This window comes from Streptomyces sp. P3, assembly GCF_003032475.1.
Taxonomy (GTDB): Bacteria; Actinomycetota; Actinomycetes; order Streptomycetales; family Streptomycetaceae; genus Streptomyces.
In genome coordinates this window covers 9,498,345-9,516,905 of the sequence record NZ_CP028369.1, presented here as the reverse complement: position 1 = coordinate 9,516,905, position 18,561 = coordinate 9,498,345, and the positions used below count along the sequence as shown (strand labels likewise).

Sequence of the window (18,561 nt, the reverse complement as noted above, 5' to 3'; positions counted from 1 at the left end):
CCACTGCCGGAGTTCCCCGGTTCACGGCCGAGCGGGACGACCGGGTGAGACCACCCGCCTGGACGACCGGGCGGGGTGGTGCGGCGGCCCTGCGACGGCCGGCGCCGCGCGGACGGCATAAGCTCGGCCAATGGCGAAGTACTACGACGTGCACCCCGACAACCCCCAGCCGCGCACCATCTCCCAGGTCGCGGCCGCCATCCGGTCGGACGCGCTGATCGCGTACCCGACGGATTCCTGCTACGCGCTGGGCTGCCGCCTGGGCAGCAAGGACGGCATCGACCGGATCCGGGCCATCCGCGATCTGGACGACCGGCACCACTTCACCCTCGTGTGCCAGGACTTCGCGCAGCTCGGCCAGTTCGTGCGGGTGGACAAGGACGTGTTCCGGGCGATCAAGTCGTCGACACCCGGCAGCTACACCTTCATCCTCCCGGCGACGAAGGAGGTGCCGCGCATGCTCCAGCACCCGAAGAAGAAGACGGTGGGCGTGCGTATCCCGGACCACGTCGTCACCCAGGCGCTGCTCGCCGAGCTCGGTGACCCGCTGCTGTCCAGCACCCTGCTGCTGCCGGGCGAGGACGAGCCGATGACCCAGGGCTGGGAGATCAAGGACCGGCTCGATCACGTGGTGGACGGCGTGCTCGACTCCGGCGAGTGCGGCACCGAGCCCACGACCGTGATCGACTTCTCCGAGGGCGAGGCGCAGATCGTCCGGTACGGGGCGGGCGACGCCTCCCGGTTCGAGTAGCGGGAGGTCCCGGGCGGGGGGCCTCGGGGAGGGTGAACGGCGCATGCAACGATGGGCGCCGCCCGACCCCACCGGGCGGACCGCACGCTCGTCGCCGTGCCTCGCGCCGAGGAGCCCGCGTGACCTCCGTACAGGGAACAGCACTGGACATCCCCACCGAGGACGGCGTGGCCGACGCCTTTCCGGCGCACCCCGGTGACGGCGCGCCCCGCCCGGGCGTCCTGCTCCACCGGGACGCGTTCGGCCCGCGTCCGCAACTGCGGGCGATGGCCGACCGGCTCGCCGAAGCCGGCTACGCGGTGCTGGACCGGGCCGCGTTGCTGGATCTGCTGAAGCGGACCCTCTGACGCTTTGCCGACCAACCGGGGACGCCCGTGGCCGAGACGGGCCGGGGCGTCCTCTTTTGCGCAACTCGTTGACATGGGCACAACCCGGTGCGACGTTGAGAGCGCTCTCAACATGGTACGGACCAACCCCACAGGCCTACCCGCACGGAGGTGGAGAGTGCGCGCAAGGATCGCCCTCGAACTGGTGGGAGTCGTCGCCCTCGTCGGCGCGCTGCTCACCCTCGGCCCGCCGGCCGGTGCCGCCGTCACCGACACCGTCCCGCTGAAGATCACCAACGATTCGGGCCGTACCGAACGGCTCTACGTCTACAACCTCGGCACCCACCTCCCGACGGGCCGGCAGGGCTGGGCGGACGCGGCAGGCGGTTTCCACGCGTGGCCCGCCGGGGGCACGCCCCCCACCCCGGCGCCGGACGCGTCGATCGCCGGCCCCGCGGCAGGCCGGTCGGCCACGATCCGCCTTCCCAGGTTCTCCGGGCGGATCTACTTCTCCTACGGCCGCAAGCTCGACTTCAGGCTCACCACCGGCGGGCTGGTCCAGCCGGCCGTGCAGAATCCCGGCGACCCCAACCGCGACATCCTGTTCAACTGGTCGGAGTACACGCTCAACGACGCGGGACTCTGGCTGAACAGCACCCAGGTCGACATGTTCTCCGCCCCGTACGCGGTCGGTGTGCAGCGCGCCGACGGCAGCACGCTCAGCACCGGGCATCTCAGGGCGGGCGGCTACAGCGGGGTCTTCAGCGCCCTGCGCGCGCAGCCCGGCGGCTGGGCGAACCTCGTCCAGACCCGCTCCGACGGCACGCTCCTGCGCGCCCTCTCGCCGCTGTACGGGGTGGAGACCGGCGCCCTCCCGGCGAACGTCATGGCCGGCTACGTCGACCGCGTCTGGCAGAAGTACGCCACGACGACGCTGACCGTCACGCCGTTCGCGGACCGGCCGGGCACGAAGTACTACGGCCGGGTCTCGGGCGGGGCGCTGAACTTCACCGACTCCTCCGGGGCGGTCGTGACCGGCTTCCAGAAGCCGGACGCGGCCAGCGTCTTCGGCTGTCACCGCCTGCTGGACGCCCCCAACGACGCCGTGCGCGGACCGATCTCCCGCACCCTGTGCGCGGCCTTCAACCGCTCCACGCTCCTGGTCAACCCTCAGCAGCCCGACACCACGACGGCGAACTTCTACCAGGACGCGGTGACCAACCACTACGCCCGCGAGATCCATGCGCAGATGGCCGACGGGAAGGCGTACGCGTTCGCCTTCGACGACGTCGGGCAGCAGGAGTCCCTCGTCCACGACGGCTCGCCGCGCCAGGCCTACCTCACGCTCGACCCGTTGAACTGAGCGGACACGCCGGCGTCCCGCACACGGAGGGTGCCCGTGTGCGGGACGTGGCCGGCGGGGCGGATCAGCCGGTGGTGACGGCGGTGTCGTCCACCACGAAGCTGGTCTGCAGCGAGGAGTCCTCGACGCCGGAGAACTTCAGCGTCACGGTGGAGCCCGCGAAGGACCCGAGGCTGACGGACTTCTGCACGAAGCCGGAGGCCGCGTTGAGGTTGGAGTACGTGGCCAGCGTGGTGGACCCGGCGGTGACCGTCAGCTTGTCGTACTGGGTGCTGGTGGTGGTCTCGGCCGTGTCGACGTGCAGGTAGAAGGTGAACGTGGTGTTGGTGCAGCCGCTCGGGATCGTCACCGACTGCGAGAGCGTGTCGGTGTGGGTCGACCCGTAGCCGTCGAGCCAGGCCTTGTAGGAACCCATGCGGGCCGCCTGGCCGCCGGCGGTGGTGATGACGCCGCTGGACGCCGTCCAGGTGGTGTTGCCCGACTCGAAGCCCGGGTTGCCCAGCAGTTGCGTGGCGGTGCAGCCGCCGCCGGTGGCACTGACGGTCCAGGCGAACGACGCGGTGCCGGTGGCGCCGGTCGAGTCGGTCACCGTGACGGTGGTGGCGGCGGAGCCGGCCGTGGTCGGCGTGCCGGAGATCAGACCGGTCGAGCTGTTGATCGACAGGCCGGCCGGCAGACCGGTCGCCGCGTACGTCAGGGAGCCGCCGTTGGTGCTGCTCGCCGAGATCTGCAGGCTCACCGCGGTGCCGACCGTGGCGGTGCGGCTGCCCGGGTTGGTGACGGTGACGCCCGTCGAGGGGACCGTGATGTGGCTGCCGACGTTGATGCCCGCGAACGCGTTGCCCACCCCCGCGTACTGGGTGGAGTTGGCGCCGTACAGCGCGGCCGCCGCGTTGAGGGCTGCGGTGCGGGCGCCCGCGTAGTCGGTGCTGGACGTCATGTACGTCGTCAGCGCCTTGTACCAGATCTGCAGTGCGGCGGCCCGGCCGATGCCCGCGACGGCGACACCGTCGGAGGTCGGGCTGTTGTAGGTGACGCCGTTGATCGTCTTGCTGCCGCTGCCCTCGGAGAGCAGGTAGAACATGTGGTTCGCCGGACCCGACGAGTAGTGGACGTCGAGGTTGCCGACCCCGGAGTACCAGCTGTCGGCGGAGCCGCCGTCCTTGCTGGGCTTGTCCATGTACCGCAGCGGCGTGCCGTCGCCGTTGATGTCGATCTTCTCGCCGATGAGGTAGTCGCCCACGTCGGAGGAGTTGCCCGCGTAGAACTCGACGCCGGTACCGAAGATGTCGGAGGTGGCCTCGTTGAGGCCACCGGACTCGCCGCTGTAGTCGAGGCCCGCGGTGTTGGAGGTGACGCCGTGGGACATCTCGTGGCCGGCCACGTCGAGCGAGGTGAGGGCGTGGGTGCTGCCGGAACCGTCGCCGTACGTCATGCAGAAGCAGTCGTCGTCCCAGAAGGCGTTGACGTACGCCGTGCTGTAGTGGACGCGGGAGTAGGCGGCGACGCCGTCGTTCTTGATGCCGCTGCGCCCGAAGGTGTTCTTGTAGAAGTCCCACGTCACCTGGGCGCCGTAGTGGGCGTCGACGCCGGCGGTCTGCGTGTTGGAGCCGGATCCGGTGCCCCAGGTGTCGTCGGCGTCCGTCATCAGGGTGCCGGTGCCGGACGTGCCGTTGTTGAGGCTGTACGTCTTGTGCGTGCCGCGCGTGGTGTCGTTCAGCTGGTACGTCGAGCCGGACAGCGTGGTGCCGATGGAGACGGTGCCGCTGTACTGGCTGTTGCCGGTGCCGGTCTCGACGCCCTCGAACTGGGCGAGCTTCGCGCCGGTCGCGGCGTCGGTGACGACGTGCAGCTTGCTCGGGGTGCCGTCGTCCTGGAGACCGCCGACCACGGTCTCCCAGGCGAGCTTCGGCGTGCCCTCCCCGGCCCAGATCACCTTGCGCGCGCTCTGTGCCGCCGGAGCCTTCGCGTCGAGCGCCTTGGCGGCCGTCAGGGCCTTGGCCTGCGCGGCGGCCTTGCTGTACGTCGCGGTCGTGGAACTGACGGAGACGGTACGGCGGTTGTTGTTGAAGGTCGTGCTCACCGTGCCGGCGGCGAGCGAGGCCGGGGGCGTGTGCACGACGAGGTCGCCGCCGAGGACCGGCAGACCGGCGAAGGTGCGCTCGTAACGCGTGTGCACCGTGCCGTCGTTGTCCTTCACGACGTCCTTGACGACCAGTTTCTCCTGGGCGCCGAGCCCGAGGGTCTCGGCCGTCCGGGTCGTCCTCGCCTCGGCGCCCCTGATCAGCGTGGCGCGCTGGGCGGGCGTCAGGTCGGCCGGCAGAGCGCCGGTGCGCACCGGAGCGGGGTGGGGGGCTGCGGGCTTCGCGGCTGCCGGGACCGTCGAGACGCCGACGGCCAGGAGGGCGGCGGTGGAGAGCAGGGCCGCTCCGACCGCGGTCCGCTTGCGGGGGTTGGGTCTCACTCGTTCTCCTACTGCGGCGGCCGTGGGGAACGGCCGGTGACAGACCGGTCAGACGGGTGTGCTGTCCGGGACGAGCTGAGCTGTGCTGTGCTGTGCTGTGCTGTGCTGTGCGGGACCGTGCACCGATGAGGGCAACGTGCCGCCCGCGTGCGGCGGTTGGCCAGGAGAATGACAGGCTTGTCAGTGGCATGTCATCTACAGCGGGACGCTTCGAGGGTTATCCCTCGGTACCCGAGCCCCTCAGGGCGTCGCGACCCCCAAGAACTGTGAACGACCTGTGCGTTCGCCGGGAAGACGCGTCCACACTCGGGGCCGGGGCGGTCCGGCGGCCTCGCGGACGGTGTGTTCGTCGTGGGCTGCACCGGCGCCGCCGCGGACGACGTCCTCACCGGCCACCCGACTGCCGCCGTACGGTGGATGATTGCTACGGTGCACCGGTGTCCGATTCCTCACGCGATACCGCCGAAGGCGCCGGCTGGGGCGGCGTCGACAGAGGCGCGTACCGGCAGCTCATGCCGGGCCGGGTCGAGAAGATCTCCTGGCTGAACCCCCGGCTCCTGTGGGCCGCCCGCAACGGGGTGCTCGCCTCCTGGCTCGGCGATCCCACGGGACGTACCCGAAGCCGCCTGGTGGCCCGGCGCGCGGCGGCCGGTGCACCCGCCGACAAGGTGATCCGGCGCACGGACGCGGACCGTTTCTCCTTCATGGTCATCGGCGACACGGGTGAGGGCGACGATCCCCAGTACGCCGTGGTGCCGGGCTTTCTGAGGGCGAGTCAGGGCACCTCCTTCGCCGTCCTGGCCAGTGACGTCATCTACCCGGTCGGCAGCGCCGACGACTACGGCCCCAAGTTCTTCCGCCCGTACCGCGACTACCCGGCGCCGATCTACGCGATACCGGGCAACCACGACTGGTACGAGGATCTCGGCGGGTTCATGCGGGTCTTCTGCGGCGACGCCCCGGACCTGCCCGCCGAGCCCGCCGCACGTCCCCTGACCCGTGCGTGGCTGCGCTCGCTGCTGTGGCACCGCCCGCGCGCGCACGACGGCCGGCGGCTCGACGAGGCCCGGGCCCTGCGGTCCGGGGCGGGCCGGCAGGCCGTGCAACCCGGGCCGTACTGGGCGATCGACGCGGGCCCCGTGCGGATCATAGGCATCGACACCGGCCTCCTCGGCGTCCTCGACGCCGAACAGGGCGCGTGGCTGCGCGAGGTGTCCCGGGGGCCCCGGCCGAAGATCCTCGTCACGGGCTCGCCCCTGTACGTCGACGGCGAGCACCACCCGTGCCCCGTCGAAGGGGGCGGCACCGTCGACGACATCGTGACGGCGCCCGAGCACCACTACGTCGCCGCGATAGGCGGCGACATCCACAACTACCAGCGCTACCCGGTGCGTCTGCCGGACGGCCGGACCCTGCAGTACGTCGTCGCCGGCGGCGGGGGCGCCTTCATGCACGCCACGCACACCATCCCTCGGGTGTCCGTCGCCGGCGTCACCGAGCAGGACTTCCGCTGCTATCCGCTGCGCGGCGACTCCCTGGCCTTCTACAGCAGGCTCTACGGACGGCGGCTGCGGCTGCGGCGCTTCTTCGCCCTCACCGAGGAGGAGGCGCAGGCCGTCGTCGCCCAACGCCTGGGCATCCCGCCGACGCGCACGCCGGGTCCGCAGGGCCGGGTGACGCCCCGCATCCGGCTGCTGGCCGGCCTGCTGGGGACGGGGAGCCGCCCGGAACGCCGCAAGCGGTTCCGGCTGCCGGTGCGCAAGATCTACACGCAGTTGTTCTCGCCGAGCTCGGTGACGTACAGCCCACCGTTCTTCAAGTGCTTCCTGCGGCTGGACGTCACACCGGAGTCCGTGCGGCTGCGCTGTTTCGCGGCCACCGGCAACCTCGCGCAGGAACTGAACCCGCCGGTCGAGGACGAGGTGACGATCCCGCTGGTCTGACGCCGTCCGCGACCACGGCCCGGCTGCCGTTCGCGCCGCACCGGTCGGCGCCTCGGAGGAGATCGCCGAACGCCGGCACGCGCACGCCGCGTTCCGCGAGACCTACGAGGTCGCCTGCGGCCCGTCGTTCACCTTCGGGCACGAGGACTGCCTACAGGTCCTGACCCGCCGGGCGGCCGAGCCAGGTCCGGCCTCGGGGCGGCTGCCCGGCACGCACGTCCGGGGACGCTCACCAGATGCCGGGCCCGGTTCCCGTCACCGCCCGCGACGGCTCGCCGTCCACGCCGACGGGCACGTCGCCGGTGAGCATCACCCGGTGCATGGTGCGCGGAAAGCCCAGATGCGCGTTGTCGCTCGGCGCGAGGTGGATGGTGGCACGGTTGTCCCAGAAGGCGACGCTGCCCGGTTCCCAGCGGAAGCGGACCGTGTACTCGGGACGGGTCGCCTCCTCCAGCAGCATGTCCAGGATCGCCCGGCTCTCGGCGCGGGAGAGGTCGGTGATCTGCTCGAGGTAGTAGCCGTTGACGTACAGCACGCGCTCGCCCGTCTCGGGGTGGACGCGGACCAGGGGGTGCACGGAGGCGACCTGGTGGTCGAGGAGATGGCGGACGTAGGCGTCGTCGCCGGAGCGGGGCTGGTAGCCGACGCCGAGCCGGTGCTCGGCGCGCAGCCCGGCCACGAACTCCCTCACCGGCGCGGAGAGTCCGGCGTAGGCCGCTGCCAGGTTGGACCAGGTGGTGTCGCCGCCGTAGGGCGGCACGGTCTCGGCGCGCAGGATCGTCGCGGCCGGCGGGTCGATACGGGCGCCGTGGTCGCAGTGCCAGCCGCGCAGCAGGGTGTGCCGTCGACGGCGGAGCCACTCCTCGTGTTCCATGCCGAACCTGCCGCCCAGTTCGAGCCGGTCGGCGGTGGTCTCGATCTCCGGGAAGTCCGGCGGTGAGGCGCTGCCGCGCCGGCCCGGCACGACGGGTTCGCCGAACCGCCGGGCGAACGCGACATGCGCCGCGTGGTCGAGGCGCTGGCCGCGGAAGAACACCACCTTCCAGCGCAGCACCGCCGCCCGGATCACGGCGGCCTGGGCGTCGTCGAGGCCTGCGGCCAGGTCGACGCCGTCGATCTCGGCGCCGATGTGCCCGGCGACCGGTCGCACCCGCACGCCGGCCGCCGGCGCGGCCTCGTCGCCCGTCCGGCCGTCGAAGTCCGTGTCCGTCGTCATGCCCGCTCCGCTCGTCGTCGGATACCGCTCCGGGGAAGATCGTGACAGCGAAACTGCGCCGTGGCGACAGTGCCCGGACCGGGGCGGACGGCAGGGCGGGCCAAGGCGGACGGCGGGGCTGACGGCGGCGGGCGACCGGGCCGGACCCGCACCGGGTCCGCTCGGTGCGGACCGGACGGGCCCTCGCGCGGCCTGCCGCCGGGAGGGGGAGGCGGCCGGCCGCGTCACCCTGGCTCGAGCGACTGCTCCGCCCAGATCGTCTTGCCCCGGTCGGTCTGCCGGCTGCCCCAGCGCTGGGTGAGCTGTGCGACGAGCAGCAGGCCGCGTCCGCCCTCGTCGAAGGCATGGGCGCGACGCAGATGGGGCGAGGTGGAACTGCCGTCGGAGACCTCGCAGATGAGGCTGCGGTCACGGATCAGGCGCAGCCGGACGGGCGGCGCGCCGTAGCGGATGGCGTTGGTGACGAGTTCGCTGACCACGAGTTCGGTGACGAAGGCGGCCTCCTCCAGACCCCAGGCGGCCAGCTGTTCGGTGGCCGCCTGCCGGGTCTCGGCCACATGGGCGGGGTCGGGGACGACGTCCCAGGTCGCGACCCGGTCCGCGCCGAGGGCGCGGGTGCGGGCGAGCAGGAGGGCGACGTCGTCGCCGGGCTCCTCCGGCAGGACCGCCTTGAGCACGCTGTCGCAGAGCTCGTCGAGGGAGGCGGTGGGTGCCGTCAGGGCGCTGCACAGTTCACCGGTGGCCCGGTCGACGTCACGGTCGCGGTCCTCGATCAGGCCGTCCGTGTAGAGGGCGACGACCGAGCCCTCGGGCAGTTCCAGCTCGACGGCCTCGAAGGGCAGACCGCCCACGCCGAGCGGAGGACCGGGCGTCATACGGACCAGCTGCGCGCTGCCGTCGGGCAGCACGACGGCGGGCGCGGGGTGGCCCGCGGCGGCGACGGTGAGGCTGCGGCTGACGGGGTCGTACACGGCGTAGAGGCAGGTGGCGCCGAGTTCGGCGACGTCGTCGCCGCCCTCGTCGTAGGCCGCCAGGTGGGTGACGAGGTCGTCGAGGTGCGTGAGCAGTTCATCGGGCGGCAGGTCCACGTCGGCCAGGGTGCGCACGGCCATGCAGAGCCGTCCCATGGTCGCCGAGGACGGGATGCCGTGTCCGACGACGTCCCCCACGACCAGGGCGACCCGGCTGCCGGACAGCGGGATGACGTCGAACCAGTCGCCGCCGATGCCCGCCGTGGACCCGCTGGGCAGATAGCGGTGGGCCACCTCGACGGCGGCCTGCCCGGGCAGACCGCGGGGCAGCAGGCTGTGCTGGAGGGCGAGGGCGGTGGTGCGCTCACGGGCGAAGCGGCGGGCGTTGTCGATGCAGACCGCGGCCCGGCTGGCGAGTTCCTCGGCGAAGACGGCGTCGTCGTCCTCGTAGTCGTCGGGGTGCGCGATGCGGACGCCGACCAGGACGCCCAGGGTGGTGCCGCGGGCCCGCAGGGGCACCGAGATCACCGAGTGGACGCCGCTGCGGAAGCGGCGGCCCTCGGGAGCGCGCGCGTTGCGTTCGACGAGCCAGCGCATGAAATCGGGCTCGCCCGCCTGGATGCGCACGGCACGTCCCTCCCGCAGGGCGCGGGCGGGCGGACTGAAGGGCGGATGGACGTCGGTCTCGCCGAGCCGTACGGCCGCCTCGGGGGTGCCCTCGTGGGCGGAGCCGTGGGCGACCCGGCGCAGCACGACCTCGCCGGTCGGAACGGGTGGCGGCTCCTCGGCGCCCAGCACCCAGTCCAGGAGGTCGACGCTGACGAAGTCGGCGAACCGGGGGACGAGGAGCTCGACCACCTCCTCGGTGGTGCGCACCACGTCCAGGGTGGTCCCGATGGAGGCCGCGGCCTCGTTCAGCAGGGTCAGCCGCTGGCGGGCCAGGTACTGCTCGGTGCTGTCGAACGCGGCCAGAGCGACCGCCGTGACCGCGCCGGACATGTCCTTCACCGGCCACATCTCGGTGGTCCAGGCGTGCTCACGGTTGAGGGAGGGGGCCCCGGTGAAGCTCTCGTAGCGGATCGGGCGGCCGGTCTCGGCGACGTGCCGAAGGTGCCAGTTGAAGCCGCGGCTGTGCTCGGCCTCCTGGACGGTGTCCGGGAAGTGGCGGCCGAGCAGGACGTCCTCGGAGACGCCCATGACCTTGCAGGCGACGTCGTTCAGCCGCAGATAGTGCTGGTGGGGGTCGAAGACGGACATCGACATGGAGGCCTGCTGGAACGCCCGGCCGGCCAGCGTCGGCTCGGGGGCGACGGACGGCTGGGCGCTGACCGTGTACCCGGTGCGCCGGCCGTCGGGGCCGAGCACCGGGCAGGCCGTGACGGTGAGGCTGACGGGGTGGCCGTCGCGGTGGCGCACGACGACGGGGCCGGTCCACTGGCCGTCGGCACGCCGTGGCAGGTCCTCGGCGAGCAGGTCGACCGCCGTCCGGCCCACGGCCTCCTCGGCCGGGTGGCCCGTCAGCAGGCGGGCGCCCTCGCTCCAGGCCGTCACGATGCCGTCGGCATCGATGACCGCCGCAGCGACGACTTGCTCCATGTCGTCCAGAATGGTCCCTTTGGCCCGGCGCATCAACCGCGACGGGGCAGTGGGACGCGACGGCCCCGCCGGCCTTCCGGCCCTGGCCCCGGCGCTCGTCCGTGCCGTTTGTGCCGCCTGCGCCCCTCGGCGCGACGGCGGCTCCGCGCACCCCGCCCGTCGGCCCCACCGGCCCTGTCAGGACCGGTGGGCGCGCAGCGCGTCGAGGGCGCGGTCGGCGTGGGTGTTCATGCGCAGTTCGCTGCGCACGACCTCCAGGACGGTGCGGTCCTGCCCGATGACGTAGGTGACCCTCTTGTTCGGCGCCAGCGAGAAGCCGCGCTTCACGCCGAACAGCTCGCGCACCGCCCCGTCCTCGTCGGACAGCAGCGGCATGCCGAGGGTGTGCCGGTCGGCGAACTCCTGCTGGCGGTCGACGGAGTCCCCGCTGATGCCGACGGGCTGCGCCCCGACGGCGGCGAACTCCGCCGCGAGGTCGCGGAAGTGGCAGGCCTCGGCGGTGCAGCCCGGGGTCAGGGCGGCGGGGTAGAAGAAGAGGACCACCGGCCCGTCGGCGAGCAGGCCGGTCAGGCTGCGCGATGTACCGGTCTCGTCCCTCAGGGCGAAGTCCTCGACGAGGTCGCCCTTCTCCGGAGCCTTGCTCATGCCCGTCCCTCCGTGCCGTTCGCGACGCTGCGGGCCCACATCACGAGCGGGGCCTGCAGCGGCAGGCGACCGACGGCGGCGGCCTTGAGCGCGGTGGGACGGTGCCGCCAGTCCCACGCCATCTTGACGTTCGCGGGGAAGACGCCGACGAAGAACGCGGCCGTGGCCAGCGCCGCCGCCTTGCGGGTCCGCGGCAGGGCCACTCCCGCCGCCAGTGCAAGCTCGGCCGCGCCGCTGGCGTACGTCCAGGCCCTGGGCGAGCCGGGCAGCGCGCGCGGGACGGTCGCGTCGAAGGAGCGCGGCGCGGCGAAGTGCGCGACACCGGCGGTGGCGAGCAGGCCCGCCAGCAGCAGGGGTGAGCGTTCGGACCTGGACACGGTTCCTCCTCGGACGACCTGGCGGCCGACACTACTGGACGGTAGTCCGTGGTCCGGCAGCGGGGTCGCCGAGGCGCGGCGCCCCAACCGGCCCCGGCGGGAACGAGGTTGCTGCCGGGCCGGGTGCCGCGCGCAGGCGGCGACGCGGCACGTCGGCCGTCGGCCGGCCCCCCGGGCGGCTCCGTCCACCGTCGGGCCGTCTTCGCGGACGGGCGTCAGGCGCGGAGGGCCTGCCCGGACGGCTCGCTCTCCTCGTCGGCGGCGTAGGAGAGGAAGTCGTCGGCCATCCGGTGGAAGAGGGCGGCAAGGCGGCCCAGGTCCTCCTGGTCCCAGTCCCCCAGCGCCAGCTGCAGCCCCCGGGCGCCGGCGTCGCGGACCCGTCCGACGGCGGCGCGGCCGGTCCCGGTGAGCCGGATCCGCTGGGCGCGGCGGTCGTCGGGGTCGGGCACCCGGGTGACGTATCCGGCCTTCTGGAGCTGCTGCACGGTGCGGGTCACATGGGAGGCCTCGACGCCCAGGCGCTGGGCCAGCTCCCCCGGCCGCTGCGGCTCGGAGTCGGCGACCTGGCGCAGCAGAGCCACGGCAGCGCGGTCCAGGGGGATGCCCGCGACCGCCATGAGCCGTTCGTGCGTACGGGCTCGGGTGCTCAGATAGGTGACGCGAGCGAGCGCGCGCTCGATCTCGACCACCTCCGGGGACGCGACGGGAGGCGGCGGGAGCGGTTCGGTGGGCATGGAATCGACTTTACCATCTTGTTGCGTAACTCAAGTAAATGTTTCTCGGCGGGGGTTGCGGCGGGCTCCGCGCGCGGGACGGCGACGCCCCTCGATCGGCGCTGCGCCGGCGCAGCGCCGTTCAGGCGAAACCGGCGCTGCTTTCGCGTACGGCGGTCCTCACGCGTCCACACCTCATCCCGTGATCCTCCCCCGCATCGCCCCCATGCTCGCCACCCCGGGCACGCTGCCGCCCGTCACCCAGGACGCCCGGTGGGCCTACGAGACCAAGCAGGACGGTCAGCGGGCGGTGGCCTACCTCGCCGGCGACGGGAGCATCGCCCTGCGGGCCCGTTCGGGTGAGGACATCACCGGGGCGTATCCGGAGCTGTGGCCGCTGGGCGAGGCGCTCGGCCGCACGCCGGCCGTGCTCGACGGTGAGGTGCTCGCCCTGGACGCGGAGGGCCGTGCCGACTTCCAGTTGCTGCAGTCCCGCATGGGGCTGGCGCAGGCGGCGGGAAAGGCCGCGCGGCTCGCCGCGACGGCGCCCGTGCACCTGGTCCTGTTCGACGTGCTGCATCTCGGCGGACGCTCGCTGCTGCCCCTGCCCTACGCGCGCCGCCGGGCCCGGCTCGAGGCGCTCGCGCTGGACGGGCCCCGCTGGTCGACGCCGGGCGCACTGGTCGGCCACGGGCGCGAGGCCCTGGAGGCGACCCGGGCCCACGGTCTTGAGGGCCTGGTCTGCAAACGGCTGGATTCCCCGTACGAGCCGGGTGTGCGCTCGCGGGCCTGGATCAAGATTCGGAACATGCGCGTCGCGGACGTCCTGGTGGGCGGCTGGCTCCCCGGCAAGGGCCGGCTGACCGGACTGCCCGGCGCCGTCCTCGTCGGCCAGCGCGCCACGACGGGGCTGCGCTACGTGGGCGGCGTGGGCACCGGGTGGAGCGAGGCCGAGCGCACCGAACTCGCCGCGCTGCTGAGGGCCGCCGCGACCGACGCCTGCCCCTTCGACGCCGTGCCGCGGGCGCCCGGCGCGCACTGGGTCGTGCCCCGTCTGGTCGGCGAGGTCCGCTACAGCACCCGTACCCGGGCCGGGCTGCTGCGCCAGCCGTCCTGGCTGCGGCTGCGACCGGACCTGACGCCGGAGGAGTCGGCGGCCGACCTTCCGGACGTTTCCGCCTGAGCCGGCGTCCGCCGGCCGGCCGCGGGCCGTCCCCCGCCACGAACCCGGTGCGGACCTCTTGGCGCGGAAGGGGAAACCGAGGAAGCTGAACTCCCTTTTCCCCCACAGCCGTTCGGCTGCGCCCGCATACCGAGGGAGAACTCCGTGCCGTCACGCAGACTCAAGGCCCACCGCAGGAGATGGCTGACCGGACTCGCCGGTGCCGCCGCACTCGTCCTCGCCGTCCCCGCCACCGCCTTCGCCGCCCCTCCCCCGGCACTTCCGCAGAACGCCGAGGCCGGCGAACTGGCGTACCAGCCCGCCTTCGACTACGACACGGACGGGTGTTACTCCACCGCCGCGATCGGCCCGGACGGCACGGTCAACGGCGGCCTGAAGCCGACCGGCGCGCTCAACGGCAACTGCCGCGACGCCTCCGACCTCGCCTCCACCAACACCTATTCGCGCTACAAGTGCGACAACGACTGGTGCGCCTACCTCTACGGGCTGTACTTCGAGAAGGACCAGGCCCTCCCGGGCGTCAGCCTCGGCGGGCACCGGCACGACTGGGAGCACGTCGTGGTCTGGGTGCAGAACGGCCAGGCCCAGTACGTCTCGACGTCCAACCACGGCTCGTTCACCGTGCACACGGCGTCCTCGGTCCGCTTCGAGGGCACCCACGCGAAGGTCGTCTACCACAAGGACGGCATCGGCACGCACTGCTTCCGGATCGCCGGCTCGGGCGACGAACCGCCGGAGAACCACCGGGGCGTCTGGCAGTACCCGCCGCTGGTCGGCTGGAACGGATATCCGGCGGGCCTGCGCGACAAGCTCGTCTCCTACGACTTCGGCAGCGCCCACTTCGGCCTGAGGGACGACAGTTTCGCCGGCCACCTGTCGAAGGCCCTGCCTCCCGGGGTCGCCTTCGACCCCAACGCATAGCCGCGGCCAACGGGTTCGGCCCCGGATATGGCGTCCGGGGCCGTCCGGGCGGGCATGATGACCGGATGGATCTTCATGAGGAACTCCCGACGGCGATATCCGCGCGGGCGCCGCACATCCCCGCCCGGCGTCCGATGAAGGCGGACACGGCCGAGGGGACGGTCAGGTGATCGCCGCCCGGGTGCGGCACGCCGAGCGGGCCGATCTGCCGCGGGTCGCCGAACTGACCGCCCAGCACGCCGCGTACGAGCGTGCCGACCCTCCCTCGCCCGACCTCGCCCGGCGACTGGCCGGATACCTCTTCGACGCGGCGACGCCCCGCCTGTGCTGTCTGGTCGCCGAGCTGCCCGACGGCGAGATCGTCGGCTACGCCACCTGCGCGCCCGAACTCTCCACCTGGGAGGGCCGCGAGTACCTGCACATGGACTGTCTGTTCCTGACGCCCGGCCATCGGGGCCTGGGCATCGGCGCCCTGCTGATGGACGCGGTCGCGGCCGAGGCGCGGAGCAGGGGGCTGGCCGAGGTGCAGTGGCAGACCCCCGTCTGGAACGAGGGAGCGATCCGCTTCTACGCCCGGCGCGGGGCCCTGGGCGCGGACAAGCGGCGCTTCAGCCTGCGGGTGAACCCCTGACATCCGGCGCAGACGTCGGCGGAAACCGGGACTTTGGCGAGGCATGAGCCGCGAAGGTCTATCGTGTCCCGCATGTCCGTTCCGGAACTGATTCGCATCGTCTCCCGCGACTCGCCCATGGCACTGGCCCAAGTGGAGAGAGTGCGCGCCGAGTTGACCACTGCGTACCCCGGTGTGCGCACCGACGTCGTACCCGTGAGGACGACCGGCGACAAGTGGATGGGAGACCTGTCCCAGGTCGAGGGGAAGGGCGCGTTCACCAAGGAGGTCGACGCCGCGCTGCTGGCGGGCGAGGCGGACCTCGCGGTGCACTGCGTCAAGGACGTCCCCGCCGACCGGCCGCTGCCCGCGGGCACCGTGTTCGCCGCGTTCCTGCGGCGCGACGACATCCGTGACGCCCTGATCCACCCCGGCGGCCTCACTCTGGACGAGCTGCCGGACGGGACACGGATCGGCACCTCGTCGGTGCGCCGCGTCGCGCAACTCGCCGCAACCCAACCGCGCCTGGAGTGCGTGCCGTTCCGCGGCAACGCCAACCGGCGGCTGGAGAAGCTCGCCGCGGGCGAGGCGGACGCGCTGCTGCTCGCGGTGTCCGGCCTGGAGCGCATCGGCCGGCACGACGTGATCAGCGAGGTGCTGTCGACGGAGACGATGATGCCGCCGATCGGTGCGGGCATCCTCGCCCTGCAGTGCCGCGAGGGCGACGTGGACCTCATCGACGCGGTCAGCGCACTGGGCGATCCGGCGACCCACCGGGAGGCCACGGCGGAACGCATGTTCCTGCACGTGCTCCAGGGGCACTGCAACAGCCCGATCGCGGGCTTCGCACGGGTGGACCGCAGTGGTGAACTGTCCCTGCGGGCCTGTGTGTTCACTGCCGACGGCAAGACCCGGCTGAACGCCCACGAGTGGGCGGGCCGACTCGACCCGGCGACCCTCGGCACGTCGGTGGCGGTGGCGCTGCTGCGCCAGGGCGCCCGCGAGATCATCGACGGCATCCCGCACTGACCGCACGGCGGCCGCCGGGCACAAAGCGGCGGCCGGCGCGGAGGGCGGCCACCGTCAGGCGGTGCCCTCTTCGGCCTGGTCGCGCAGGAAGTTGCTGACCTGGCGGGCCAGGCTCTCGCGGCCCGCGCCGGTCGCGGCGCCGCCGGAGCCCTCCTGCAGGCCGATGCCGCCGCTCCACAGCCGGCGGTCGGCCCAGTCGTCGTCCACCCGCAGCTGGATCTGGACGTCCACCTGCTTCAGGGACGCCTCGGCTCCCGCCGCGTACAGCACGGCGGTGGCCCGGCGCAGCGGGTAGACGTCGAAGCCCTCGATGAACTGCGAGTTGCGCCAGTCGATGAACGCGCTCTCGCCGTCCGGGCCGAGCCGCACGTCGATCTGGCCGTCCTCGAGGTGGATCGTGGAGTGGCCGTCGCCGCGGTTCTCGACCGTCACCCGCAGACAGAAGTACGTCAGGCCCTCGGCTGCGTCGTCGCGCCCCCGCGGCGGCTCGCTCTGCTCCAGGCGGTGGACGCGGACCCGCAGACCGGCATGCTCGTCGTACTCCTGCCAGTCCCCGACCACGTTCGGCTCGTACACGGTGCACCTCTCGACTTCTACCGGCTGCTTCCTATCCGTGCGCCGATCGCACTGTCAAATGAGCGGAATGCGCTGTGGCCAGGGGCTTCGCCCCCTTTGATCGCTGATCAAGCCGTGCGCAGGCACTATCCGCCGACGGGGTCCGAAAGGGCTTGCCGACGGCGTGCCGCACATCACGTCGCGGACAAGATCAGCGAGATGGCCGCGGCCGGCCCGGTCGGCGGAGTGCGTGGACGGCTCCTCGGCCACGTACCGCGGCGTCCGCGCCGACACGGGTCGAGCCGGCCGGGAGAACGCCGCCCCGTCCGCCCGCGTCTTCAGGTGCGCGGGCGCGAGCGGGCCGAGCCGCGCAGGGCGGGCCGCGACGCGCGCAGGACCCCCGGTCGGCGGCGGCCGGACGGGCGACGTGCCGCCCACGGGAGCGCACTCCGGTCGGCCGGGTCGGCCTCCCGCAGGAGAAGCGGCGAAAACCGATGAAGCAGGACAAAATAGTTTCATGAGTCTCAATACGGGCATGAGCAGGTGAGTGCTTCGGACAGGAGGCACCGTCCGTGGGGCTTGCCGCAAAGGCCGGCCCAGGGTCTCCTCCGGTCCGCCCAGGCGCGATTCCCACGGTGTCCGCCCTTTCAACGGCATCCTCCTGAGGGAGGTGCGCGTGATGCGTACTACCGTCCGAACAAGGCAGCACCCCCATGACGACGCCCCGGACACGGGCGAGACCTTCGCACGGCTCGCCGGACTGCCCGACGGGCCCGAGCGCCAGGCACTCAGGGACGAGCTGGTCACCCTCTGGCTACCCATGGCCGAGCGGATCGCCGTCCGCTTCCGCGGCCGGGGCGAGGTCCTCGAAGACCTCTACCAGGTCGCGGCGCTGGGACTGGTCAAGGCCGTCGACCACTACGACCCGGACCGCGGACGCGCCTTCGAGGCGTACGCGGTGCCCACGATCACCGGCGAGATCAAACGGCACTTCCGCGACCACATGTGGACGCTGCACGTGCCGCGCCGGGTCCAGGACCTGCGCAACCGGGTACGGCACGCCGGCAAGGAGCTGTCCCAGACCATCCCGGGACGGCCGCCGACGATCGCCGAGATCGCCGCGTACGCCCAGCTGACCGAGGACGAGGTACGCACCGGCGCCGAGGCACTGGAATGCTTCTCCGCACTGTCGCTGGAGGCCGAGCTGCCCGGCACCGACGGCTACGCCCTCGAGGACGCGCTGGGGGACGCCGACCCCGGCTACGACACGGTCGTCGACCGGGTGGCCGCGGCGCCCTGCCTGCGGGCCCTGCCGGAACGCGAACGGACCATCCTGTATCTGCGGTTCTTCGCGGGAATGACGCAGAGCCGCATCGCGGAGCAGCTCGGCATCTCCCAGATGCACGTCTCCCGCCTGCTCAGCGGCTGCTTCGCGCGGCTGCGCGAGGAGATCAGCGCCGTGGAGGGCGACTGACCCGGCGCCGCGGCGGGACCGCCTGCTCCAGCGGGGGCGCGCCCGGGACCTGGGTGGGGCCGTACCGGTCCAGGACGTCCTCCAGCTCGGCCCGGATGTCCGGGGGCAGCTCCCCCCGGCGCCCCCACAGGAGGATCAGCTCGGCCACGCTGCGCAGCTTGACGTTGGTGTGCTGGGAGACCTCTCTCAGCACGGCCCACCCCTCGTCGGGCGTCATCCGCCCGAGCGCCACGACCACTCCGATGGCCTGGTCGACCACCGCATGGGAGTCGACGGCCTCCTTCAGCTGTTCGACCTCCTCCTGAAGCTCGAAGATCCGGGTCGTTTCGTCACGGGATGTGCGCGGTACTCGTCCCATCACCCCATCGTGCCACCGGGCCGCTCGGCAGGCGGCCCGGACCGGGTCGGCCGGACACTGGTGGCA

The 18,561-nt window shown here is 72.7% G+C and carries 16 protein-coding genes and 1 pseudogene; 9 read left to right on the top strand and 8 right to left on the bottom strand.

Translation table 11 applies throughout. From position 1 onward, the window contains the following. Window positions 1–130: 130 nt before the first annotated feature. The 3 genes and pseudogenes from C6376_RS42200 to C6376_RS42190 all read left to right on the top strand — a co-directional run bounded on the left by C6376_RS42200 (window position 131) and on the right by C6376_RS42190 (window position 2,440). Complete coding sequence (locus C6376_RS42200; protein ID WP_173985835.1) at window positions 131–751, top strand: L-threonylcarbamoyladenylate synthase; 621 nt, start codon at window positions 131–133, stop codon at window positions 749–751. A 119-nt stretch (window positions 752–870) separates the two neighbouring features. Continuing rightward, window positions 871–1,056 (top strand): annotated as a pseudogene (locus C6376_RS42195) (dienelactone hydrolase family protein); the annotation flags it as partial. 199 nt (window positions 1,057–1,255) lie between these two features. After that, entirely contained in the window at window positions 1,256–2,440 is a 1,185-nt protein-coding gene (locus tag C6376_RS42190) for a glycoside hydrolase family 64 protein (RefSeq protein ID WP_254076294.1), read from the top strand. Window positions 2,441–2,504: 64 nt separating this feature from the next. Here C6376_RS42190 and C6376_RS42185 read toward each other — a convergent pair whose 3' ends face one another. Next, entirely contained in the window at window positions 2,505–4,904 is a 2,400-nt protein-coding gene (locus C6376_RS42185) for a M4 family metallopeptidase (RefSeq protein WP_107448462.1), read from the bottom strand. A 437-nt stretch (window positions 4,905–5,341) separates the two neighbouring features. On the opposite strand from C6376_RS42185, the gene C6376_RS42180 reads away from it, so the two are divergent. Next, on the top strand, window positions 5,342–6,847 hold the full coding sequence (locus C6376_RS42180; protein ID WP_107448461.1) for a metallophosphoesterase: 1,506 nt from the start codon (window positions 5,342–5,344) through the stop codon (window positions 6,845–6,847). Between the two features lie 229 nt (window positions 6,848–7,076). Here the strand turns inward: C6376_RS42180 and C6376_RS42175 are convergent, their stop codons facing one another. The 5 genes from C6376_RS42175 to C6376_RS42155 form a co-directional block, all read right to left on the bottom strand. Next, complete coding sequence (locus tag C6376_RS42175) at window positions 7,077–8,063, bottom strand: TauD/TfdA family dioxygenase (RefSeq protein ID WP_107448460.1); 987 nt, start codon at window positions 8,061–8,063, stop codon at window positions 7,077–7,079. Window positions 8,064–8,287: 224 nt separating this feature from the next. Beyond that, window positions 8,288–10,630 (bottom strand): SpoIIE family protein phosphatase, encoded by a 2,343-nt coding sequence (locus tag C6376_RS42170; RefSeq protein ID WP_107448459.1) that lies wholly within the window; start codon window positions 10,628–10,630, stop codon window positions 8,288–8,290. A 177-nt stretch (window positions 10,631–10,807) separates the two neighbouring features. Beyond that, window positions 10,808–11,275, bottom strand: a complete 468-nt coding sequence (locus C6376_RS42165; protein WP_107448458.1) for a peroxiredoxin — start codon at window positions 11,273–11,275, stop codon at window positions 10,808–10,810. Continuing rightward, window positions 11,272–11,652 carry a MauE/DoxX family redox-associated membrane protein gene (locus C6376_RS42160; RefSeq protein WP_107448457.1) on the bottom strand — a complete coding sequence of 127 codons (381 nt, stop codon included), beginning with the start codon at window positions 11,650–11,652 and terminating at the stop codon, window positions 11,272–11,274. The genes C6376_RS42165 and C6376_RS42160 overlap by 4 nt, the downstream gene beginning before the upstream one ends. Before the next feature lie 215 nt (window positions 11,653–11,867). Continuing rightward, window positions 11,868–12,386, bottom strand: coding sequence for a MarR family winged helix-turn-helix transcriptional regulator (locus tag C6376_RS42155; RefSeq protein ID WP_107448456.1), 519 nt, complete (start codon window positions 12,384–12,386; stop codon window positions 11,868–11,870). 205 nt (window positions 12,387–12,591) lie between these two features. On the opposite strand from C6376_RS42155, the gene C6376_RS42150 reads away from it, so the two are divergent. From C6376_RS42150 to hemC, 4 genes are all read left to right on the top strand, one after another. Continuing rightward, window positions 12,592–13,548, top strand: coding sequence for an ATP-dependent DNA ligase (locus C6376_RS42150; protein ID WP_107449491.1), 957 nt, complete (start codon window positions 12,592–12,594; stop codon window positions 13,546–13,548). Window positions 13,549–13,692: 144 nt separating this feature from the next. Continuing rightward, entirely contained in the window at window positions 13,693–14,469 is a 777-nt protein-coding gene (locus tag C6376_RS42145) for an NPP1 family protein (protein WP_107448455.1), read from the top strand. A 166-nt stretch (window positions 14,470–14,635) separates the two neighbouring features. Then, the gene (locus tag C6376_RS42140; RefSeq protein WP_107448454.1) at window positions 14,636–15,100 is read left to right on the top strand and encodes a GNAT family N-acetyltransferase; all 465 of its coding nucleotides are present in this window, start codon (window positions 14,636–14,638) and stop codon (window positions 15,098–15,100) included. 72 nt (window positions 15,101–15,172) lie between these two features. Then, a complete protein-coding gene (gene hemC, locus C6376_RS42135) occupies window positions 15,173–16,108 on the top strand; it encodes a hydroxymethylbilane synthase (protein ID WP_107448453.1) in 936 nt (311 codons plus the stop codon). Between the two features lie 54 nt (window positions 16,109–16,162). Here hemC and C6376_RS42130 read toward each other — a convergent pair whose 3' ends face one another. After that, window positions 16,163–16,684 (bottom strand): hypothetical protein, encoded by a 522-nt coding sequence (locus tag C6376_RS42130; protein ID WP_057581170.1) that lies wholly within the window; start codon window positions 16,682–16,684, stop codon window positions 16,163–16,165. 658 nt (window positions 16,685–17,342) lie between these two features. Here C6376_RS42130 and C6376_RS42125 point away from each other — a divergent pair. Next, window positions 17,343–18,137, top strand: coding sequence for a SigB/SigF/SigG family RNA polymerase sigma factor (locus C6376_RS42125; RefSeq protein ID WP_107448452.1), 795 nt, complete (start codon window positions 17,343–17,345; stop codon window positions 18,135–18,137). On the opposite strand, the gene C6376_RS42120 is transcribed toward C6376_RS42125, so the two are convergent. Continuing rightward, the gene (locus C6376_RS42120) at window positions 18,115–18,495 is read right to left on the bottom strand and encodes an ANTAR domain-containing protein (protein WP_107448451.1); all 381 of its coding nucleotides are present in this window, start codon (window positions 18,493–18,495) and stop codon (window positions 18,115–18,117) included. The genes C6376_RS42125 and C6376_RS42120 overlap by 23 nt on opposite strands. Window positions 18,496–18,561: the final 66 nt, after the last annotated feature.

What these genes read in the sequence shown, in the direction of transcription:
- C6376_RS42165 (WP_107448458.1), bottom strand. Translation starts at nt 11,275, where the DNA reads ATGAGCAAGGCTCCGGAGAAGGGCGACCTCGTCGAGGACTTCGCCCTG.
- hemC (WP_107448453.1), top strand. Translation starts at nt 15,173, where the DNA reads ATGTCCGTTCCGGAACTGATTCGCATCGTCTCCCGCGACTCGCCCATG.
- C6376_RS42175 (WP_107448460.1), bottom strand. Translation starts at nt 8,063, where the DNA reads ATGACGACGGACACGGACTTCGACGGCCGGACGGGCGACGAGGCCGCG.
- C6376_RS42200 (WP_173985835.1), top strand. Translation starts at nt 131, where the DNA reads ATGGCGAAGTACTACGACGTGCACCCCGACAACCCCCAGCCGCGCACC.
- C6376_RS42150 (WP_107449491.1), top strand. Translation starts at nt 12,592, where the DNA reads ATGCTCGCCACCCCGGGCACGCTGCCGCCCGTCACCCAGGACGCCCGG.
- C6376_RS42155 (WP_107448456.1), bottom strand. Translation starts at nt 12,386, where the DNA reads ATGCCCACCGAACCGCTCCCGCCGCCTCCCGTCGCGTCCCCGGAGGTG.
- C6376_RS42125 (WP_107448452.1), top strand. Translation starts at nt 17,343, where the DNA reads ATGCGTACTACCGTCCGAACAAGGCAGCACCCCCATGACGACGCCCCG.
- C6376_RS42120 (WP_107448451.1), bottom strand. Translation starts at nt 18,495, where the DNA reads ATGGGACGAGTACCGCGCACATCCCGTGACGAAACGACCCGGATCTTC.
- C6376_RS42170 (WP_107448459.1), bottom strand. Translation starts at nt 10,630, where the DNA reads ATGGAGCAAGTCGTCGCTGCGGCGGTCATCGATGCCGACGGCATCGTG.